We start from the raw sequence: 15370 nt of genomic DNA, 5'->3' as shown, positions 1-15370 counted from the left end.
GCTCAGTCCTCTCGCCGTTGCGATTGCAGTTTGGCCACCAGGGCCTCCAGTTCGGCCAGCTCCGTGTCGCTGACCTCGGCGCGCTGCGACATCCACGCCACGAACGGCGACACCGAGCCCTGCAGGGTCTTCTCGACGAAGCTGCCGACCGCACTGCGCACCACGTCGTCCTGGCCGCTGGTGGCGGCGTAGCGGTACACCCCCTGCACCTGGCGGCGGCGCAGATAGGCCTTGGCGCGCAGCCGCCCCATCATGGTCAGCACGGTCGAGCGTGCCAGCCCGCGCGCTTCGCCGAACCCGGCGGCGACCTCGCCGACGCTGGCATCGCCGTGCTCGGCGATGTACTGCAGCAGGGCCAGTTCCTGGTCCCCGATCGATTTGCGGCGCATCCGCCCACTCCGATGACTACACGTGTCGGCAAAACTACCCATGACGACAACTGTCGTCAATAGGTCGCAGGTCATGGGCTGGCGGGCGGCTGCAGGCTGGCGATGGCGTCCGTCGGGGAGGCCCCGGTAGTGCCACATCGCATGCAGGCGGATGTCGCGTCGGTCTTGGCTAACGGCCGTCCACGCGTCACCCAGGCGTGCGCGGCGAGGTCGGCATCCACCCCACCAATGCACGCATTCGCCGCAGAAGTCCGTCGCGATCCGCCCCGTTCGTGCAGGGACGAGAACGCCCTATACCCAGGTATCGCCCCACATACGCGCGGCAGGCAGTGCTGTACCAACGCGCAATGGTGCAAGTGCACATGCGGTGCAAGAATGCTCCGCATCGCTTCACGCCGCTGCATTCACCTCGGGAAGTGCGCTGTCGCGCGGATGCGCCGTTCGTCTCCACCGATCCGGAGCGAGCCGCCGCACCTGCCGCGCGCGACATCCCTGGTCCGCGCCGCACCGCCGGCGCCCTCCCATCGCAAACGCACAGCCAGCCGGACGCCGCCGCAAGGTCGCCGCCCAGGGCTGGGTGCGCGTCTGCGCCACCGCTTCCCCCTGCACGCTGGACCCGCCATGCACGTGACTTCCTTCCATCTTCGTGTCGCCGTTCTATCGCTGCCCGTACCGCATCGCCGCATTCGGCCCGGCGCGCCGTCGTTGCTGTCCGCGGCGCTGGGCGCCTGCCTCGTCGCGTCGGCGGCGCACGCCACGGAGGCGGCCACCAGCGCCGATCCCGGCACCACCCCCACCACGCTGTCCGCGCTGGACGTGGTGGCCTCGCCGCATGCGGCAGCAGTGGCGCCTACGCAAGTGGTCGGCCCGAACCGCTACGTCATCAATGCCGGCGACATGGACGCCGACGTCGCCGGCAGCAACGGCCTGGCGCGGCTGAAGACCGTGCCCGGCGCCAGCTATACCGCCACCGATGGCCTGGGCCTGGACGTCTCCGCCACCAGCCTGTTCGTGCGCGGCTTCCGCATGAACGAAATGGGCGTCACCTTCGAAGGCGTGCCGTTGAACGACAGCGGTTTCCTGTCGCTGACCGGGAACAGCGTAGTCAACGTCGGCGTGCCGGATGCCATCGGCTCCATCACCGTCAGCCCCGGCGCGGCGCCGGTGAGCGTGTTCTCCAGCAGCGCCAACGGCGGCGCGCTGGAGTATCGCCTGGGCGAACCGAAGGACACGCCCGGCCTGCGCCTCAAGCAGGGGGTGGGCAGCGACGCGACCCGGGTCACCACGGTCTCGGTGCAAAGCGGGCAACTCGGCGATACCGGCCCGAAGGTGCAGGTGGACCTGCAGCGGCTGGGCGCGGACAAATACCAGGGCGGCGGCACCCAACGCTTCCTGCGCGGCGACCTGAAGGCGACGCAGGACGTGGCCTGGGGCACGTTCACCGTGTTCCTGTCCGCCAGCCACGCGGCGATGTGGGGCTACAACAACCTGTCCTTCGACATGCTCGACAAGCTCGGTTGGCACGCCGACAGCGTCTATCCCGACTACGCCAAGGCCTATGCGGTCGCCCTGCCACAGAACGCCGGCGCGTCCTGTGGCGCCTACAGCTGCGGCGCGCTGGCCGGGCTGCTGCCGTACGACACCGGCCAGGTCACCGACGACCGCATCGCCTCGCTCGCGCACGATTTCCGCATCTCCGACGCGCTCAGCGGGCGCGTGCAGCTCTACAGCGCACACAGCCGCACCCATGCCACGCTGAGCGATCCGACCACACCTTCGCCCAATGGCGCGCCGTTCTCCGAGCAGGTGCAGGCGCCGCACCTGCAGCGCAGCGGCGGCCTGCTCAGCCTGACCTACCTGCTCGGCCGGCACACCCTCAGCGCCGGCCTCTGGCAAGAGCACGCCAGTGCCGACGCGGCGACGTTCTGGTACACCGAGCCGCTGCTGGGGCAAGGCGTACCGCTGCGCACCATCGGGCCGTGGGACACGTACGGCCCGGCGTTCAAGACCGACAACGCCTCGCACTGGACCACCCGCGCGCGCCAGGCGTACGTGCACGACGACATCGCACTGAGCGACACGCTGGTACTGGGCGTGGGCGCCAAGGCGGTGGATTTCCGCACCAGCGGTGGCGGTGTCGGCGATGCACCGGACCGGCCGGCGGCCGGCACGCTGCGCGCCAGGCGCGCGTTCCTGCCGCACTTGTCGCTGTTCTGGAGCCCGACCGCGCAGACCGATGGCTTCATCGACCTGGGCAGCACCATGAACGGCTTCCGCGTCGCCCAGCGTGGCAACATCGGCTACACCGCCTCGGCCTGGACCGTCCCCGACCAGGCCATGTTCGACCGCCTCGCCCGCCACCTGCAGCCGGAGCAGGACTGGAACCTCACCGTCGGCGGCACCCATCGCCTGGACCGCGCCACCATCACCGCGGACGTGTTCTACGGCGACATCCGCCATCGCCTGCTCTCGGCCGCGGTCGGCACCCAGTTCGCGCAGGTCAACACCGTGCAGGTGATGCCGAGGATGCACACGTTCGGCGCCGACCTGGGCGTGACCGTCGACCTCACCCCGCACCTGCAGTTCTACCAGGGCGTGGCACTGGCGCGCTCGGTGTACGACCGCGATGTCGTCGTCGACGGCAGCGTCTACCCGATCCAGGGCAAGGCGCAGCCAGGCTACCCGCAACTGTCGCTGGTCAGCGACCTGTCGGCGCACCTGCGCCACTGGCGTCTCGGTGCCACCAGCACCGAGTACCTGCATCAGCCCTTCACCTACGAGAACGACCTGCGCGTGCCGGCGTTCTGGCAGGTCAACGCGTATACGGCCTACACGCTGGGCGTGGACAGCCGGCTGCCGGGCCTGGAGCTGCGCCTGGACGTGAGCAACCTGCTCGATCGCCACAACATCGGCACCGCCAACATCGCCGGCTCGGCATTCGCCGGCGACTACCAGACGCTGCAGCGCAGCGCGCCGCGGCAACTGCTGTTCAGTACGTCGCTGGCGTTCTGAGGGAGCGGCACGCGCACCCACGCCAGCGGCGCGCATGCATCGGGCTGACACGGCGTTCACGGCGGTGCCACGCCGGCACGACTAGAAGTTTCCGCACCGGTCCGCCGACGCATGCCGCGTCCGTCGGCACTCGCCACCACCCGTGGCGCCCCACGACCGCAGCGGCTTCTGGACAGCAGGACATCGGCATGAGCGACGATCCCCGCAACACCGGTTCGCCCGACCGCGACCGCATCAATCTCCACGAAGACTACGAAGTGCGCTACTGGACGCAGGCGCTTGGCGTGTCCGCCGACGAATTGCGCGCCGCGGTGCAGGCCGTGGGCAGCAGCGCCGCGGCGGTTCGCGCGCACCTGCGCAAGTGACGCGGGCCGGGCCCGCGCCATGAGCCTCGCCGACTACCGCCGCAAGCGCCGCTTCGACAAGACCCGCGAACCGGAGCCGGGCAAGCCGGTGCCGGCGGGGCAGCGGCCGATCTTCGTCGTGCAGCTGCATCACGCCAGCCGCCGCCATTACGATTTCCGCCTGCAGGTCGGCGATGCGCTGAAGAGCTGGGCGGTGCCCAAGGGGCCGAGCTACGACCCCAAGGTCAAGCGCATGGCGGTGGAAGTGGAAGACCATCCGCTGGACTACGCCAGCTTCGAGGGCGAGATTCCGCAAGGCGAATACGGCGGCGGCCACGTCGCCCAGTTCGATCACGGCGTGTGGAGCAGCGCGCACGACCCGGAAGCGCAGCTGGCCAAGGGTCACCTGCGCTTCGAGTTGTTCGGCGACAAGCTCAAGGGCGGCTGGCACCTGGTGCGCTCGGGCAAGCCGGCGCGGCAGCCGCAGTGGCTGCTGTTCAAGGAGGACGACGCCTTCGCCGGCGACCTGGAGGCCGACGACCTGCTGGCCGATGTCACCGCGGCGCCAGCGCAGGACGTCAAGCGCGCCGGCGCCGGCAAACCCAACAAACGCAAGGCCACGGTCGTCGCCGCACCGGTCCGCAAGGGCCGCCGGACGAACTGGGCCAAGCTCGCCCAGGCGCTGCCGGCGGCCGTGCCGGCCGCCGCACCGGACGGGCCCTTCGCCGCGCAACTCGCCCGGCTCGGCGACGCGCCGCCGCAGGGCGAACACTGGATCCACGAGATCAAGTGGGACGGCTACCGGATCCTGGCCACCGTCGCCGACGGCGTAGTGCGGTTGTGGTCGCGCAATGCGATCGAGTGGACCGACAAGATTCCCGAGATCCGCGACGCCATCGCCGCACTGGGCCTGCGTTCGGCAGCGCTGGACGGCGAACTGATCGCCGGCAAGGGGACCAAGGAGGACTTCAACCTGCTACAGGCGGTGCTGTCCGGCGAGCGCCAGGGCAAGCTGGCGCTGGCCCTGTTCGACCTGTTGCACCTGGACGGGATCGACATCGCCGCCGCCCCGCTGTCCGAGCGCAAGGCGTTGCTGCAGCGGCTGCTACAGGGCGCCGATGCGCACCTGGCCTTCAGTTCGCACATCGACGGCGATGGCGACGCCGCGTTCCAGCTCGCCGGCGCACAGCACTTCGAAGGCATCGTCTCCAAGCGCGCCGATCGCGGCTACCACGGCGGACGCAGCGACGACTGGCGCAAGACCAAGCAGTTGCGCTCGGAGGAATTCGCGGTGGTGGGCTACACCGCGCCCAAGGGCAGCCGCAGCGGCTTCGGCTCGCTGCTGCTGGCGCGGCCGGATGCCGAGCACGGCTGGCTGTACGTCGGGCGCGTGGGCTCCGGCTTCTCCGACGCCTTGCTGCGCGAGGTGACCGCACTGATCGGCAAGGCCGGCAGCGCCACGCCCAGCGTGCACGTGCCGACCACCGAGACCGACCTGCGCAGCGCGCGCTGGTTCGCGCCGCGCTTCGTGGTGGAAGTGTTCTACCGCGGCGTCGGCGGGCAACAGTTGCTACGCCAGGCCTCGCTGAAGGCGGTGCGCCCGGACAAGTACATCGCCGACCTGGGCGATCGCGACGCACCGGCGCCGCGCGCGGCAGCCGCGCGCGCGACGCCGGCGGCCAGGAAAGCCAAGACGGACAAAACGACCAAGGCGGCAAAGGCGACCAAGATAGCAAAGGCGGTCGGCGCGAAGGCCGCCAGCGCCAAACGCGGCGCAGCAACGGCCGAGAACGCGCGCACGCCCCCGACCCTGTCCAGCCCGGGCCGCGTCGTGTTCCCCGACATCGGCGCGACCAAGCGCGAAGTCTGGGACTACTACAACGCGGTGATGGACCACCTGCTGCCGGAGATCGCCGGGCGCCCGCTGTCGATCATCCGCTGCCCGGCCGGCGCCGAACGCGCGTGCTTCTTCCAGAAGCACCACACCGCCGGGCTGGAGTTGGTGTCGTCGGTGCGCTTGAAGGAGGAGAGCGGCACTCAGGCCGAGTACCTGGTGGTCGAGGATGCGGCCGGGCTGCTGGAACTGGTGCAGTTCAATGCCCTGGAATTCCACCCCTGGGGCGCGCATGCGCTGCGCCCGGACGTGGCCGACCGCGTGGTGTTCGACCTGGACCCGGGGCCGGACGTGCCGTTCGCCGAGGTCAAGCGCGCGGCCACCGACATCCGCAAGCTGCTCGCGCAACTGGAGCTGGAGTCGTTCCTGCGCGTGTCCGGCGGCAAGGGCCTGCACGTGGTGGTGCCGCTGGCGCCGGGCTGCGACTGGGACCTGACCAAGCGTTTTGCCCATGGCTTCGCGGACGCACTGGCGCAGTCGCAACCCGAGCGCTTCCTCGCCACCGCCAGCAAGCGCCTGCGCAACCAGCGCATCTTCGTCGACTACCTGCGCAACGGCCGCGGCGCCACCGCGGTGGCCTCGTACTCGCTACGCGCGCGCGCCGGCGCGCCGGTGGCGATGCCGCTGGCCTGGAGCGACCTGCCCAAGCTGCACCGCGCCGACGCCTTCAAGCTGCGCGACGTCCCGGCCAAGCTGAAACGGCGTCGCAAGGATCCCTGGGCCGGGATCGAGGCGCTGAAGCAGAACCTGTCGCGCTGGGCCAAAGCAGAGTGAAACAAAGCCCCTCTCCCGTCGGGAGAGGGGTTGGGGTGAGGGTTCGGCGCGAAGCGACGCGCTGAGATCGAACACGAGCGACCCGTACCCTCATCCGCCCCCGCGGGGCACCTTCTCCCAGCGGGAGAAGGGAGTCAAAAGCCCCTCTCCCACCGGGAGAGGGGTTGGGGTGAGGGTCCGACCGCTAGCCAACGCACTGGCCAACCCACCCAGCAACTATCCCGTCGGCCCCCCCATCACCGGCAGGATCGCGCCATTGATGTAGCTGGCAGTAATCGGCGACGCCAGGAACACATAGGCCGGCGACAGTTCCTCCGGCTGCGCCGGGCGCCCCATCGGGTTCTGCTTGCCGAACACGGCCACGTCCTCGGCGGACTTGTCGGCCGGATTGAGCGGTGTCCACACCGGTCCCGGCGCGACCGCGTTGACGCGGATGCCGCGCGGCTGCAACTGGCTGGCCAGGGCCATGGTGAAGGCATGGATCGCGCCCTTGGTCGCCGAATAGTCCAGCAGCGACTTGCTGCCGAACAACCCGGTCTCCGAGCCGCTGTTGACGATCGCCGCGCCACGCTTGAGATGCGGCAACGCCGCGCGCGCCATGTGGAAATAGCCGGCGATGTTGGTCTGCAGCGTCTCTTGCAGATGTTCCTCGCTCAGGTCCTCCAGCGCATCGCAATGCAACTGGAAGGCGGCATTGTTGACCAGCACGTCGAGTCCGCCGAAGGCGCGCACGGTCTGCGCCACCGCGTCCTCGCAGAACGCCGGATCCTTCACGTCGCCGGCGATGGTGATGCAGCGGCGGCCTTCGTTCTCGACGTGCTGGCGGGTGACCTGCGCATCCTCGTGTTCGTCCAGGTACAGCACCGCCACATCCGCGCCCTCGCGCGCGAACAGCACCGCCACCGCGCGGCCGATGCCCGAGTCGGCACCGGTCACGATCGCGCTCATGCCGCGCAGCTTGCCGCTGCCCACGTATTCCGGCGCCTCGAAGCGCGGCTGCAGCGCCAGCTCGTGCTCGTTGCCCGGCTTGGCCAGGTGCTGCTTGGGCATGCGCTGCGGCTGCTTGCGCGGCCCGGCCTGGCCGGCGTCGCCCGCCTTGGCGCGCTTGGGCTTGGGCTTGGCGTCGCCGGCATCGACCGCGCGCTGCAGCGCGCGCTGGTGCTGCGCGGTCTTGGCGCTGGACGAGGATGCGGCGCTACTGCGCTTGGATGGGGCGGACGGGGTGGCGGCAGGACGCTTGCGGGAGGCCATCGGCAGTACTCCGGGTGCGGGAGGAGGACGCGGTGGCGCAGCCCTCCTCGAAGGGAAGGAAGAGGCGTCACTCAGGCGCGGTCGGCCAGACCGCTGACGCCGGCGTGCTGGGCACAATGCGCGCAGCAGAACATGCGCTCGCCGGCCTGCACGCCGTGGCCGACGATGCGGCAATCGCAGTGGCTGCAGCGCGGGGCGAAAGCGTGGATGGCGCACTCGAACGAATCGAAGGTGCCGCTGCGCGCGCCCTGGGTCAGGGTGAAGGCCTGGTCGTAGTCGTTTCCGCAGACATCGCAGGTGGCCATGGTCGGCTCCGGTTGCTGGGGGGATCCCGAGTCTGGCCCCGCCGGCGGCCACGACCGGTGAAACCGCCGGGGCGATCTCTTCATGCCGCGCAAACATGCGCCGCGACAGGCTCGCGCCATCGATTGAAGGAGACGCCCATGATCCGCTACTCGCTTGCCCACCTCGCCCCGTTCGCCGCCGTGCTGCTGCTCGGCGCCTGCAGTACCACTCAGGTGGCGCAGGTGCAGCCGATCGACGGCGTCATCTCCGGCCAATGCCATATCGACAAGGTGCGCGGCGCGGTCGGCCTGGCCGCCTCGCGCATGACCGTCGAACGCGCCCGCGTCGACAGCGACAGCCTCAAGGTGCAGGTGGTCAAGAGCAGCGTCACCGACAACGGCGCCACCTCCAGCGGCGTGGACAGCCCCAACCGCGGCGCCCGCGAAACCGGCGGCGACCGCCTGACGGTCGAGATCGGCCCGACCAACAACATCACCACCGTCTACTGCGGCTGATCCGCGTCGCCGGCCGGCCCGCCGCGCCGAGCGCAGCGCCACCCGCTCAGGCGCGTTTACGGGCCCTAGGCGCGGCCTTGCGCTTGCCGCGATGACCGCTGCCCTGCGCGCTCGCCGCCGCGCCCTTGCGCGTGGTCCGAGCAACCTTGCGCAGCGGCGGCGCCTTCGCCGCGGTGCGGCCGGCGGCCTTGGCCGCCTTGCGCGCCGCGGTGCGGGCCCGCCCCAGATACTTCAGCGTGATCAGGTCCCACTGCCGCTCGCCGCGCACGCCCTCGCACAGCCCGTGCAGGCGGCCGCAGCGCCAGCCGTCGAACACGCACGGATCGATATAGGCCTTGCGGCACACCGCCGGGGTATTGCCCAGCGCCTCGGCCACCTCGCGGATCACCGCGTTCTGCGCCTGCGCCAGCGCGCGCTCGCCGCCCGTATCCGGCAGCGGCAGCGCGGCCAGCCGCTGCAGCGCGGCGCGGGTGCCGCCCCAGGTGCGGAAGTCCTTGGCGGTGAAACTGTCGCCCATCGCCTCGCGCAGGTAGTCGTTGACCTCGCCCGAATCCACTGGCTGCAGCTGACCGTCGTCGTCGCGGTACTGGAACAACGCCTGCCCGGGCAGTTGCTGGCAGCCGCGGATCAGCTTGACCAGGTGTACGTCGTCGACCTCGATGTCGTGCTCCTGGCCGCCCTTGCCGCGGAACTGCAGCCGCGCGCGGCCGCCCTTGACGAAGGCCAGGTGGCGGTTGCGCAGCGTAGTCAGGCCGTAGGAGCGGTTGCTGCGTGCGTATTCGGCGTTGCCCACGCGCACCAGGGTCTCGGCCATCAGCGCCACCACCATCGCCAGCACCTTGTCGCGCGGGTAGCCGGGCAGCGCCATGTCGCGGCGCAGGCGCCGGCGCAGCCGCGGCAGGGCCTGGCCGAAGGCGACGATGCGCTCGAACTTGCCGTCGCCGCGCACCTGCGCCCAGTCGGCGTGGTAGCGGTACTGCTTGCGCCGGCGCGCGTCGCGGCCGGTGGCCTGCAGGTGGCCGTTGTCGCGCGTGCAGATCCACACCTCGGTATAGGCCGGCGGGATCGCCAGCTGGCGGATGCGCTGCAGGGTGGCGGCGTCGCGCACCGCACTGCCGTCGGGCATGCGATAGCCGAAGCCCTTGCCGGCACGGCGGCGGACGATGCCTGGCTCCTGGTCGCTGACGTAGACCAGGCCCGCGCTGCTGGCGGCCTGGCGGGACTGCCGGGCACGCGCCGCCTCGGCCGCGGCGGTGGAACGGGACGGGTTGGACATCGGACCTCCGGAAGCCGGAACCGCGGCCAGCGCCGCCGGTTCCACGAGCCCGGATTGTCGGCAGCGCAGCGGCTACGGCGCGTGATGCCCGGTCGTTGCACCGCTTAACGTGTGGCGAACGCGCCATGTCCGATGCTGCCGGTATTGGACGTGCGTCGCGCCGGCAGACACCGCAACGGCCGTCGGCGCATCGGCGGTGCCGTTCGCCGCCGATGGCCGCGGCCGGTCTCAAGCGCGGCGCACGGTCCAGGGATGTCATGCACGTGGAGGCGGGACGCGGTGGCTGTGCGCGATGCAGAGCGGTTGGTGTGCGGAGTGCGGGCCCCGGGCCGGCGCCAGGCGCACGCCTTCGCACCGCATCGCGGGTGCTCCGCACTCGTCTCACGGGCATCACACACTCTATGCTGCACCCATCCTCCCTCCATCCATCAGGAGCCCCGATGAGCACACCCCTTTCCTCCCGTGCGTCCACGCGTGTCGGCCTGCTCGGCACGGCCTGCCTGGCGCTGGCCCTGGCCGCCTGCGGCGCGCCGCCGCCGGACGAGCAGGAACAGGTGACCGCCAAGGCCCAGGCCGCCGCGCAGCAGGCCGCCGCGCCGGATCCGGCCAATGCCCCGGACGCGCCGCCCGTCGGGACCTGCGATGCCTCGCAGGCACAGGGGCTGGTCGGCCAGGCCGCCGAGCAGGCGCTGCTGGACCAGGCGCGCAGCGACACCGGCGCCAAGAGCGTGCGCGTGCTCAAGCCGAACCAGGCGGTGACCATGGAGTTCAACGGCGAACGGCTCAACATCGAGGTCGACGAGAAGAACCAGATCACCGGCGTGCGCTGCGGCTGAGCGCTCGGCCAAGACCCCGGCGCGGCGGCGGCGACACGGCCGCCGCCAGCGGTGAAGTTGCAGGTGTAACGGTGTATTGCGGCACCGCACCAACTATGTTTTAGTCGGGATTCCGGTGACCTCAAGAAGCGCTCCAGGAGAGAGCGGGGGCGAGTGTCGCCGCGTTCCTTCGGATCGCTTTCAGAGGCAGACATGGCCCCCCGCAACCGCCACGGGCTCTATGACCCCCAAGACGAGCGCGATGCCTGTGGTTTCGGCATGGTCGCGCAGCTCGACGACCAACCTTCGCGGGCGCTGGTGGATACCGCCATCGCCGCCCTCTCGCGCATGACCCATCGCGGCGGTGTCGCCGCCGACGGCCTCACCGGCGACGGCTGCGGCCTGTTGATCCGCAAACCCGAGCCGTTCCTGCGCGCGCTGGCGCGCGAGGCCGGCCTGAGCGTCGGCGCGCGCTTCGCCGCCGGCAACGTGTTCCTGCCGCGCGACGCAGACGATGCCGCGCGCTGCCGCCAGGTGCTGGAAGAGGAACTGCGCCGCGTCGACGTGCAGCCGTGCGGCTGGCGCCTCACCCCCACCGACGATGCGGTGTGCGGACAGCTGGCCAAGGACACCCTGCCGCGCATCGAACAGGTGTTCGTCGACGCCGGCGCCGAGCAAAGCGAGGACGCCTTCGCCCTGGCCCTGTTCCTGGCGCGCCGCCGCGCCGAGCAGCGGCTGCGCGAGGTCGCCGATTTCTACGTCACCACGCTCTCGCCCAACGGCATCAGCTACAAGGGCATGGTGCTGCCGGACAAGCTCAGCACCTTCTACCCGGACCTGCAGCGCAACGACCTGGCCTCCAGCGCCATCGTGTTCCACCAGCGTTTCTCCACCAACACGCTGCCGCGCTGGCCGCTGGCGCACCCGTTCCGCCTGCTCGCGCACAACGGCGAGATCAACACCATCGAGGGCAACCGGCACTGGGCGCAGGCGCGCAGCAAGGTGTGGAAGACTCCGCGCTTCGACATCGCCGAGCTCGACCCGGTGATCTCGATGCATGGCTCCGACTCGCAGAGCCTGGACAACATGCTCGAGCTGCTGGTCGCCGGCGGCATGGACCTGCTGCAGGCGCTGCGCATCCTAGTGCCGCCGGCCACCCAGTCGCTGGAGTTCAAGGACGCCGACCTGGCCGCGTTCTACGAGTTCTACGGGCTCAACACCGAGCCGTGGGACGGCCCGGCCGGCATCGTCGCCTGCGACGGCCGCTACGCCGCGTGCATGCTCGACCGCAACGGCCTGCGCCCGGCGCGCTGGATGCTGACCTCCGACCGGCATTTCCTGGTCGCTTCCGAAGCCGGCGTGTGGGAACTGCCGGCCGAGCGCGTCACCCGCAAGGGCAAGCTCGGCCCCGGCGAGATGATGGCCATCGACCTCAAGCGCGGCGACCTGCTCGATTCCGACGCCATCGACCGCATCAACCGCGGCCGCGCCCCGTACAAACAATGGCTGCAGCAGGGCGTGACCTACCTGCAGACCGAGCTGATCGATCCCTCGCTGGTCGAGGAGCCGTTCGACGAGCGCACCCTGCGCAGCTACCACAAGTTGTTCCAGCTCAGCACCGAGGAAGTGGAGCAGGTGCTGCGGCCGCTGGCCGAGACCGAGCAGGAAGCCACCGGCTCGATGGGCGACGACACCCCGATGGCGGTGCTCAGCCGCCACACCCGGCCGCTGTACGACTACTTCCGCCAGGCCTTCGCGCAGGTCACCAACCCGCCGATCGACCCGCTGCGGGAAGACTGCGTGATGTCGCTGACCACCCAGCTCGGCAAGGAGACCAACATCTTCCATGCCGGCCCGGAGACGGTGAACCACGTCATCCTCAACTCGCCGGTGCTCAGCCAGCGCAAGCTGCGGCAGTTGCTGAAGATGGAGCAGTACCAGACCCGCAACGCGCAGATCGACCTGTCCTACAGCGTCGAGGAAGGCCTGGAGGCCGGGCTCAGGCGCATCTGCGCCGAGGCCGAACAGGCCGCGCGCGACGGCAAGGTCATGCTGCTGCTGACCGACCGCTACCCGGTGCCGGAGCGGCCGATGGCGCATGCGCTGCTGGCCACCGGCGCGGTGCATCACCACCTCTCGCGGGTCGGCCTGCGCTGCGACGTCAACCTGATCATCGAGACCGGCACCGCGCGCGATCCGCACCACATGGCCTGCCTGCTCGGCTTCGGCGCCACCGCGGTGTATCCGTACCTGGCCTACCAGACCCTGTTCGACCTGGGCCGGCGCGGCATCCTGTTGCTCAAGAGCGGCGGCGAGCAGACCCAGATCGGCCGCAAGTACCGCAAGGGCATCTACAAGGGCCTGTCCAAGATCATCTCCAAGATGGGCATCTGCACCATCGCCAGCTACCGCGGCGCGCAGTTGTTCGAGATCGTCGGGCTGGATCCGGACGTGGTGGCGCTGTGCTTCCCGGACACCGCCGCGCGCATCGGCGGCGTCGGCCTGGCGCGGCTGGACACCGAGGCGCGGCAACTGGCCGCGCGCGCCTGGAACGACCTGCTCAAGCCGGAAGTGGGCGGCCTGCTCAAGTACGTGCACGGCGGCGAGTACCACATGTACAACCCGGACGTGGTGCTGACCCTGCAGCGCGCCACCCGCAGCGGCCTGCAGGCCGACTGGGACGCCTACGCGGCCGCGGTGCACGGGCGCCCGGCCTCGGCCCTGCGCGACCTGCTGCAGCTCAAGCGCGCGGCTACGCCGACGCCGCTGGACGAGGTGGCCCCGGCCGAAGACCTGCTGCGCCGTTTCGACACCGCCGCGATCAGCCTCGGCGCGCTGTCGCCGGAGGCGCACGAGGCGCTGGCGATCGCGATGAACCGCCTCGGCGGGCGCAGCAATTCCGGCGAAGGCGGCGAAGACCCGGCGCGCTACGGCACCGAGAAGCGCTCCAAGATCAAGCAGGTGGCCTCCGGCCGCTTCGGCGTCACCCCCGAGTACCTGGTCAATGCCGAGGTGCTGCAGATCAAGGTCGCGCAGGGCGCCAAGCCCGGCGAAGGCGGCCAGCTGCCCGGCCACAAGGTCAACGAACTGATCGCGCGGCTGCGCTACGCCAAGCCGGGCATCGGCCTGATCTCGCCGCCGCCGCACCACGACATCTACTCGATCGAAGACCTCGCGCAACTGATCTACGACCTCAAGCAGGTCAATCCCAGCGCGCTGGTGTCGGTGAAGCTGGTCAGCCATGCCGGCGTGGGCACCATCGCCGCCGGCGTGGTCAAGGCCGGCGCCGACCTGATCACCGTGTCCGGCCACGATGGCGGCACCGGTGCCAGCCCGGTCAGCTCGATCCGCTATGCCGGCGTGCCGTGGGAACTGGGCGTGGCCGAGTCGCACCAGGCGCTGGTCGCCAACGACCTGCGCGCCCGCACCATCCTGCAGACCGACGGCGGCCTGAAGACCGGCCTGGACGTGGTCAAGGCGGCGATCCTGGGCGCGGACAGCTTCGGCTTCGGCACCGGGCCGATGATCGTGCTCGGCTGCAAGTACCTGCGCATCTGCCACCTCAACAACTGCGCCACCGGCGTGGCCACCCAGGACGAGCGCCTGCGCGCCAACCACTTCGTCGGCCTGCCCGAGCGCGTGGAGAACTTCTTCCGGCTGCTGGCCGAGGAAGTGCGGCAATGGCTGTCGTACCTGGGCGTGCGTTCGCTGGACGAGATCGTCGGCCGCACCGAACTGCTGCAGCAGCTGGACATCTCGCCGCGCGAAGGCGTGCGCGTGGACCTGTCGCGGCTGCTCAAGGACGTGCGCCACGACGGCGGCCACTGCGCCGCGCAGCGCCTGTACGAATCGCCGGACAGCCTAGCCACGCAGATGGACGGCCTGCTCGCCGACGCCATCGCGCACAAGCGCGGCGGCGACCATCGCTTCCTGATCCACAACACCGACCGTTCGATCGGCGCGCGCCTGTCCGGCGCCATCGCCCGCGTCCACGGCAACCACGGCATGGACGATGCGCCGCTGACCCTGCGCTTCCGCGGTTCGGCCGGGCAGAGTTTCGGCGCGTTCAACGCCGGCGGCCTGCACCTGGAACTGGAAGGCGAGGCCAACGACTACGTCGGCAAGGGCATGGCCGGCGGCCGCCTGGTGGTGCGTCCGCCGCGCGGCGCCCGCTTCGAGGCGCGCAGCACGGCGATCATCGGCAATACCTGCCTGTACGGCGCCACCGGTGGCGAACTGTATGCGGCCGGCCGCGCCGGCGAGCGCTTCGCGGTGCGCAACTCCGGCGCGCTGGCGGTGATCGAGGGCGCCGGCGACCATTGCTGCGAGTACATGACCGACGGCATCGTACTGGTGCTGGGCAAGGTCGGGCTGAACTTCGGCGCCGGTTTCACCGGCGGCCTGGCCTACGTGCTCGACGTGGACCGCGACTTCGTCGACCGCTACAACCACGAACTGATCGACATCCACCGCATCTCCGCCGAAGGCTTCGAGAGCCACCGCCAGCACCTGCACAAGCTGATCAGCCGCCACCGCGAGCTGACCGGCAGCATCTGGGCGCAGCAGATCCTCGACGAATTCCGCGACTACGTCGGCAAGTTCTGGCTGGTCAAACCGAAGGCGGCGAGCATCGAGTCGTTGACCGAGTCGCTGCGCCGAGCCGCCTGATGGCGGCCCGTCGCAGCGACGGGATTGGGGAGTCGGGATTCGGGATTGGCAAAAGCAACCCCGCACGGATCCGACACCCGTCCTCCGCTTTCTCGAATCCCGAATCCCCAATCCCGAATCCCCACACAACACCGCGCTCCGTACCCT

Annotated in this window: 10 protein-coding genes; 6 read left to right on the top strand and 4 right to left on the bottom strand. The window is 70.4% G+C overall.

Annotated features, from left to right (window positions below):
- Positions 1–2: 2 nt before the first annotated feature.
- Positions 3–389 carry a BlaI/MecI/CopY family transcriptional regulator gene (locus FHR56_RS19010; protein ID WP_160947932.1) on the bottom strand — a complete coding sequence of 129 codons (387 nt, stop codon included), beginning with the start codon at positions 387–389 and terminating at the stop codon, positions 3–5.
- 684 nt (positions 390–1073) lie between these two features.
- On the opposite strand from FHR56_RS19010, the gene FHR56_RS19005 reads away from it, so the two are divergent.
- From FHR56_RS19005 to ligD, 3 genes are all read left to right on the top strand, one after another.
- Positions 1074–3401, top strand: coding sequence for a TonB-dependent receptor (locus FHR56_RS19005; RefSeq protein WP_160947959.1), 2328 nt, complete (start codon positions 1074–1076; stop codon positions 3399–3401).
- A 188-nt stretch (positions 3402–3589) separates the two neighbouring features.
- Positions 3590–3766 (top strand): DUF3606 domain-containing protein, encoded by a 177-nt coding sequence (locus tag FHR56_RS19000; RefSeq protein WP_019796493.1) that lies wholly within the window; start codon positions 3590–3592, stop codon positions 3764–3766.
- A gap of 19 nt (positions 3767–3785) precedes the next feature.
- Positions 3786–6413, top strand: coding sequence for a DNA ligase D (ligD, locus tag FHR56_RS18995; RefSeq protein ID WP_160947933.1), 2628 nt, complete (start codon positions 3786–3788; stop codon positions 6411–6413).
- Positions 6414–6629: 216 nt separating this feature from the next.
- Here ligD and FHR56_RS18990 read toward each other — a convergent pair whose 3' ends face one another.
- Together FHR56_RS18990 and FHR56_RS18985 are read right to left on the bottom strand one after the other, a co-directional pair.
- On the bottom strand, positions 6630–7664 hold the full coding sequence (locus FHR56_RS18990) for an SDR family oxidoreductase (RefSeq protein ID WP_160947934.1): 1035 nt from the start codon (positions 7662–7664) through the stop codon (positions 6630–6632).
- A 71-nt stretch (positions 7665–7735) separates the two neighbouring features.
- Positions 7736–7969 (bottom strand): hypothetical protein, encoded by a 234-nt coding sequence (locus FHR56_RS18985; RefSeq protein WP_019797504.1) that lies wholly within the window; start codon positions 7967–7969, stop codon positions 7736–7738.
- 138 nt (positions 7970–8107) lie between these two features.
- On the opposite strand from FHR56_RS18985, the gene FHR56_RS18980 reads away from it, so the two are divergent.
- Entirely contained in the window at positions 8108–8464 is a 357-nt protein-coding gene (locus tag FHR56_RS18980; protein ID WP_160947935.1) for a hypothetical protein, read from the top strand.
- 46 nt (positions 8465–8510) lie between these two features.
- Here FHR56_RS18980 and FHR56_RS18975 read toward each other — a convergent pair whose 3' ends face one another.
- Positions 8511–9740: a DNA topoisomerase IB gene (locus FHR56_RS18975; RefSeq protein WP_160947936.1), complete on the bottom strand. Its 1230-nt coding sequence runs from the start codon at positions 9738–9740 to the stop codon at positions 8511–8513.
- Positions 9741–10180: 440 nt separating this feature from the next.
- On the opposite strand from FHR56_RS18975, the gene FHR56_RS18970 reads away from it, so the two are divergent.
- Together FHR56_RS18970 and gltB are read left to right on the top strand one after the other, a co-directional pair.
- Positions 10181–10576 carry an I78 family peptidase inhibitor gene (locus FHR56_RS18970; RefSeq protein WP_160947937.1) on the top strand — a complete coding sequence of 132 codons (396 nt, stop codon included), beginning with the start codon at positions 10181–10183 and terminating at the stop codon, positions 10574–10576.
- 192 nt (positions 10577–10768) lie between these two features.
- Positions 10769–15223: a glutamate synthase large subunit gene (gltB, locus tag FHR56_RS18965; RefSeq protein WP_184502823.1), complete on the top strand. Its 4455-nt coding sequence runs from the start codon at positions 10769–10771 to the stop codon at positions 15221–15223.
- The last annotated feature ends 147 nt before the right edge of the window (positions 15224–15370 follow it).

The sequence above is a fragment of the Xanthomonas sp. F10 genome (assembly GCF_014206815.1).
GTDB classification, from domain to species: Bacteria; Pseudomonadota; Gammaproteobacteria; order Xanthomonadales; family Xanthomonadaceae; genus Xanthomonas_A; species Xanthomonas_A indica.
Note: the sequence above shows the minus strand (reverse complement) of the source record. Positions and strands in the feature narration are given on the sequence as shown.